Annotated in this window: 3 protein-coding genes and 2 tRNA genes; 3 read left to right on the top strand and 2 right to left on the bottom strand. The window is 58.7% G+C overall.

Annotated features, from left to right (window positions below; translation table 11 throughout):
• Positions 1 to 110: 110 nt before the first annotated feature.
• Positions 111 to 184: transfer RNA gene (locus ACTO5E_RS09650), tRNA-Gly, on the bottom strand.
• 331 nt (positions 185 to 515) lie between these two features.
• Here ACTO5E_RS09650 and ACTO5E_RS09645 point away from each other — a divergent pair.
• Together ACTO5E_RS09645 and ACTO5E_RS09640 are read left to right on the top strand one after the other, a co-directional pair.
• Entirely contained in the window at positions 516 to 2,633 is a 2,118-nt protein-coding gene (locus ACTO5E_RS09645) for a glutamine synthetase III family protein (RefSeq protein ID WP_482303249.1), read from the top strand.
• Between the two features lie 136 nt (positions 2,634 to 2,769).
• The gene (locus ACTO5E_RS09640; protein WP_482303248.1) at positions 2,770 to 4,194 is read left to right on the top strand and encodes a GGDEF domain-containing protein; all 1,425 of its coding nucleotides are present in this window, start codon (positions 2,770 to 2,772) and stop codon (positions 4,192 to 4,194) included.
• Between the two features lie 292 nt (positions 4,195 to 4,486).
• Here ACTO5E_RS09640 and ACTO5E_RS09635 read toward each other — a convergent pair whose 3' ends face one another.
• The gene (locus ACTO5E_RS09635; protein ID WP_482303247.1) at positions 4,487 to 6,046 is read right to left on the bottom strand and encodes a GH35 family beta-galactosidase; all 1,560 of its coding nucleotides are present in this window, start codon (positions 6,044 to 6,046) and stop codon (positions 4,487 to 4,489) included.
• Between the two features lie 223 nt (positions 6,047 to 6,269).
• On the opposite strand from ACTO5E_RS09635, the gene ACTO5E_RS09630 reads away from it, so the two are divergent.
• A tRNA-Thr gene (locus ACTO5E_RS09630) sits at positions 6,270 to 6,345 on the top strand.
• Positions 6,346 to 6,349: the final 4 nt, after the last annotated feature.

The raw sequence follows: 6,349 nt of genomic DNA, 5'->3' as shown, positions 1-6,349 counted from the left end.
CTACTGCTTAGAAGGCAGTTGCTCTATCCAGCTGAGCTATTGGCGCATATCCGGAGCAGCCCCTGGCTTGTCTGCCCTTCTCTTTTAAGGCGCCCCGCAAAACAGAAAAATGGAGCGGGTGATGGGAATCGAACCCACACGACCAGCTTGGAAGGCTGGGGTTCTACCACTGAACTACACCCGCAGCTATGACAGCGGTAAAGGCACGGTTAAAACACCTTCTCCCGCTCTTGCCCCCGACTGCGTTGCTATTATATCACAAACCCGCCCGTTCGTCAAGCATAATTTCTTCTCTTCTGTCGCTCTCTGTACCGTTATCATGAAAAATCGTTGAAGAAACGCCTGGAACCGCTGTTTTTCAGAGTTGACAAATCCCTCCCTTTCGAGTAAAATAAAGGCCACAAGTGGACGGCGCTGGGGCTCTGGAACCCTTCAGCGCCTTTCGTCTTATAATGGTAAGAACGCCAAATGTTGTAAACAAAAACCCAGAGCAACTAGGGAAAGAGGGACTGATTATGGGAACCTGTTCTGAAAACCGCAAGTCTGTGCCAGAGCTGTTCGGCAGCGCTGTATTCAATGACGACGTGATGATGGAGCGCCTGCCCAAGGACGTGTACAAGTCCCTGCGCAAAACCATCGACGAGGGCAAGGACCTGGACCTGACTGTAGCCAACGCCGTGGCCAGCGCCATGAAGGACTGGGCCGTGGAGCTGGGAGCCACCCACTTCACCCACTGGTTTCAGCCCCTGAACGGCATCACCGCTGAAAAGCACGACAGCTTTATCTCCCCCACCAGCGACGGCAGGGTCATCATGCAGTTCTCCGGCAAGGAGCTCATCAAGGGAGAGCCCGACGCCTCCTCCTTCCCCTCGGGAGGGCTCAGGGCCACCTTTGAGGCCCGGGGCTACACTGCCTGGGACCCCACCTCTTATGCCTTTGTCAAGGGGGACTCCCTGTACATACCCACGGCTTTCTGCTCCTACAGCGGCGAGGTGCTGGACAAAAAGACCCCTCTGCTGCGGTCCATGGAGGCCCTCAGCGCCCAGGCAGTGCGCATTCTGCGGCTGTTTGGGGACGGGAAGACCCAACAGGTGGTCACCACCGTGGGGCCTGAGCAGGAGTATTTTCTCATTGACAAGGAACTGTATCAGCAGCGGCCCGACCTGATGTTCACCGGCCGCACCCTGTTTGGGGCCAGCGCCCCCAAGGGTCAGGAGCTGGAGGACCACTACTACGGGGCCATCAAGCCCCGGGTGGCGGAGTTTATGCGGGACCTGGACCGGGAGCTGTGGAAGCTGGGCGTGCTGGCTAAAACCAAGCACAACGAGGTGGCCCCTGCCCAGCACGAGCTGGCTCCCATTTTCACCACCACCAACATTGCCTGCGACCACAACCAGCTGACCATGGAGGTGATGAAAAATGTGGCTGACCGCCACGGCCTGGTGTGTCTGCTGCACGAAAAGCCCTTTGAGGGAGTCAACGGCAGCGGCAAGCACAACAACTGGTCTCTGTCTACCGACGGGGGCAAGAACCTGCTGGACCCTGGCAAGCGTCCCTGGGAGAACTGGCCCTTCCTGCTGATTCTGGCGGCAGTGGTCAAGGGTGTGGACGAATATCAGGACCTGCTGCGCATCTCGGTGGCCTCGGCAGGCAACGACCACCGCCTGGGGGCCAACGAGGCGCCGCCGGCCATTATCTCCATGTTTTTGGGCGACGAGCTCACTGCTGTGCTGGAGGCCATTGAGGCGGGCCGTCCCTATGCCTGCGGCAAGGAGAAAAAGCTGGAAACCGGCGTGCGGGTGCTGCCGGACTTCAGCATGGACAACACAGACCGCAACCGCACCTCCCCCTTTGCCTTTACAGGGAATAAATTCGAGTTCCGTTCTCTGGGGTCAGCGCTCTCCATCGCCTGTCCCAATATCATGCTCAACACCATTGCCGCTGAGGAGCTCAGCCAGTTTGCCAGCGAGCTGGAAACCATGGACGGCCCTCTGCCTCAGTGTGCCGAGGCTCTGGTGCGCCGCACAATCAAAGAGCACAAGCGCATTATCTTCAATGGGGACGGCTACTCGGAGGCCTGGGTAAAGGAGGCGGAGCGCCGGGGCCTGCTGAACCTGCCCACCACAGTGGACGCCCTGCCCCGGTATCTGGACCAGAAGAACGTGGCCCTGTTCACCCGGCACAAAATTTATACCGAGGCAGAGATGGAGGCCCGGTATGAGACCATTATGGAGGAGTATGTAAAGACCCTGCGCATTGAGAGCCTGACTATGCTGCGCATGGTGCGCCAGGATGTGATTCCGGCGGTGAGCGGCTATGTGACAGACCTGGCCCAGGGGGTAGCCGCCCGGCGGAGCGTGATCGCCAGCCTGCCCTGCACGGCGGAAAGCAGCCTGATCGCCTCCCTCTCCGGTCTGCTGGACCAGGCTTTTGCCCAGGCCGGGGACTTGGAGGCTCTGCTGGGAGCCCCCCAGGCCGGCAGCAGGAACATTCTCACCGCAGGGGTTCACTTCCGGGATCAAGTAATCCCCGCCATGGAGGCTCTGCGGGCCTCTGTAGACCAGATGGAGCGCAGCGCGTCCGGGGCCTGCTGGCCATATCCGGGCTATGCAGAGCTGATGTTCCGTATCTGACAGAGGACGGCCTCCGGCTTTCCTGTACGAAAATAGAATTTTTTTGAAAAAGGGGCTACCCAATATGGCCAAAATAGGCTATAATTTGGGTAGCCCTTCTATTTTGTGGGAGCATCCCGCCAAGGAGGCGTTTCATGTGAAAAGAAACCGGAAAGAGAAAAAGCCCCCTGTGCGGGGGGTAAGGGTACGGACCATCAACCTGGGGATGATGCTGGTCTCCTGTGCGCTGTATGTGGTTCTGCTGCTGGTGACCTTCCATACCGCCCGGAATTATCAGGCCATGGTGCAGGCCACCAACCTGTATATACTCTGCCAGGAGGAGGCCGCTCTGGTCTCCGAGGGGTCCGACTGTCTAACTAACCAGGCCCGCATGTTCACAGTGACCCGGGACAGCCAGTGTGTGGAGAACTACTTTACAGAGGCCAATGTCACCCGCCGCCGGGACTTGGGCCTGGAAAAGCTCCACGGCCAGGCAAGCACCAAGGCCCAGGGCTTTTTAGAGACTGCCCTGGACTACTCAAACCAGCTGATGGGCCGGGAGATATACGCCATGCGGCTTATTGCCCAGGCAGAGGGCTGGCCGGATTCCCGTCTGCCGGAGGAGATGCGGGCTGTGCAGCTCTCTGACAGCCACCTGGCCCTGGACCGTCTCAAGCAGATGGAGGAGGCCAGAGAGCTGGTGTTCGGCGCAGAATATGAGGCGAAAAAGCAGCTGATTTCCAGCAATATTGACTTCTTCCTCAGCGATGTGCTCAGCAGCACCCAGCGGGGCCAGCAGGACAGCGTGGAGGACCTGGAGGAGGCCATGGGCCTGCAGCGGGTGCTTTTCAGCGCCCTGTTTGTGATGAATCTAATCGTTTTTGCCATGATCACCTTCCTCATCGTCAAGCCCCTGCAGGTGTATGTCAACTGTGTCCGGGAGGAGAAGCTGATAGAGATCACCGGGGCTTATGAGTTCAAATACCTGGCCCTCACCTATAACGACATCTATGAGCTCAACGCCGCCAACCAGGTGCTGCAGCGCTACCAGGCGGAGCGGGACAGTCTGACCGGCATCATGAACCAAAGCGCCTTTGAGCAGGTGAAGGAGGTGCTGCGGGTCAAGGAGCAGCCCATTGCCCTGCTGCTGGCGGACATGGACAGGTTCCAGCTCATCAACGAAGGCTTTGGCCAGGAGGCCGGGGATCAGGTGCTGAAAAAAGTTGCCCGGCTCCTGCGGGAGAGCTTTCGTACCACAGATTTTCCCGCCCGGATGGAGGGCGACAGGTTCGCGGTGATTTTGACAGACCTGGACAGCAGCCAGCAGTCCATGATCGAGGGCAAGGTCAAGGCCATGAACGATGCCCTGCTGAACCCCATGGACGACATGCCCCAGGCGTCGCTGAGCGTGGGGGCGGCGTTTTCTGCCTCGGGCTTCAGCGATGAGCTGTACCGGCAGGCAGAGGAGGCGCTGCGCCAGGTGAAGGAGAACGGACGCTGCGGGTGCCGGTTTTATGGGGAGGGGCAGGCAGAGAAAAAAGCCGGCAGCGCGGACAGAAGCTCTAAGGGAAGCGGGAATTAAGGGGGAAAGGCCGCTTCATGAAAAAGCTCAAAATCGATGTTTTCTGATTGCGATGATATCCTGATTTTGTGCCTTTCTTCTGGACCCAAGCTTGTCAACAGCGCCGCTTTGTAGGGAGTGTCCCAACCGCAGAGATAATCATCTGTGTTCCCCCCGCCCGTAGGGCGGGGGGAACACGAAAAGCTCTCCGAAACGGACACTCCCGCTTTGTACCGCAGAGCTGTCCTCAAAAAAGCAAAAAGGAACGACCCCGGCGGGCCGTTCCCTTTTTTGTAAAGATGTATGGAATGGGTCAGCAGTAGGCGAACAGCTTCAGCCGCAGCAGCGTGGGTGTTCTGAGGTTCAGCGTGGCGGTTTCGTCCCCGTTCAGCCGGCGGTGCACCTGCCAGCGGCCGTCTGCCAGTTCGCCCTCCTCTGCGTCCAGCAGGTCCACATGGGGCTTTGCCGGGTCAGTCGAGCCCACCCGCAGCATACAGCCGCAGCCCAGCACTAGGAATTCGTCCTCCCCCAGCGCCAGCGCCAGACACACCCCGTCCTGCCGGGTAACCATGGGGGGCTCCATCAGCGCCCGCAGCTCAAACTGTTCAAAGCGCATGACATTTTCCTCAGGCCGTTCGCTGATTACCGCCTGCAGCCGCTGGGTGCCATAGGCCTCTGCCAGCAAAGGGGTCAACTGGCCCAGGGTGCGGTTATACCAGGCGTACTCCTCTACATTTTGGGGTGTGCTCAGCAGCGGGTCGCTGGTGTCCATGCCGAACAGAAAGCCCTCTGAAGCGCCAAAGGGCTGACCCATGTCCTCAAAGCCGAAGGGAGAGAAGCCCCAGGCGTGGTAATGCCCCACTGTATAGACCAGCCGGGGCCCGGCATGGCTGTGGGTGGCGGTCTCCGGGATGAGCAGAGGATTATCCGGGCGGCTGTATTGGTTGCAGACCTCGCAGAAATTACGGACATAAATATCAGGGCAGACCACATCGATATGAGGCGCGGCAAACTTGTACACCTCCATCATTTTGGACACCGGTCCGCCGGTGGGGTAGCTGCCGGGAGGGCCCTGATCCAGCCAGGCGTTGACAGCCAGGGGGATGTCATACTCCGCCTTGCCAGCTGCGGCCACCCCGTCGATATATTTTGCTACATAATAGGACTGGAAGACCTCCTCTGCCATTGGCCCAAAAACCGCCTCCCAGCTGCCAGAGGCCTGACCGGCCTCCACAGCAACGCGCAACTCCTCCCCCATGGTCCCGGTATGGTCCCGCATATACTGGGCAAAAGCAGCGGGCACATCCTGGGCAAACAGCTGGTCCGCCTCCTGGCTGTGCTCCCGGGCGGCTCCCATCAGGCCGGGCTCGTTCTCCACCTGCACATAGAGGACCGTCCTCTCCCCCTCGTCCACTGCCTTCAGATGAGCCATAAGGGCGGCAAAGGCCCGGCTGTCCGACTGCTGGGTCTCCTGACACAGGCAGGAGAGGGTAGAGTATTCCATGCCGTGAAAGCTTTCCAGAATAGACTTGTTTTCTCCCTTTTTCACTTCCGCCCGACGGAAGCGGGCCAGGTCTGTCTTGACCCAGGCAGGCGCGTAGGTACATTGACCGTTTTTCCATGCCCCAAACCAGAGCAGCCCCAGCCGCAGACCCTGCCGGCGGGCCTCAAAAATCAGCCCGTCCACCAGCTCAAAGGTGAAAGCACCCTCCTGGGGCTCCAAAAGCTCCCAGGTCACAGGCAGCAGGACAGTATTCAGGCAGAGCTGTTTTGCCTTGGCCCACACGGGCTCCATGGCCCGCAGGGTTGAGGAGTTGGAATTGTGCGCCTCGCCGGCCAGCATAAGGAATGGCCTGGAATGGACCTGAAACATAAAAAGTCTCCTCTCATTTTTCTGTAAAGGACGGGATCGTACTGATTCCGTGAGTTTCATGTTTGTCTGAGTGCATTATATCATATCAGAGCTCGCAAATCAATATCAAAGTGTGCAAAAACACCAAAGCTGTCGCCAAGGAGCGGCAGCGGGGAAAAAATCGAAAAAAACACTTGACAAGGAGGCCGAAAGAGGGTATAATATGGGAGCGTTAAGGAAATCTGCTGGTGTAGCTCAGTTGGTAGAGCAGCTGATTTGTAATCAGCAGGTCAGGGGTTCGAGTCCGTTCACCAGCTCCAAACT

This window comes from Acutalibacter sp., from assembly GCF_056800975.1.
This window is presented reverse-complemented; position numbering and strand designations above follow the sequence as displayed.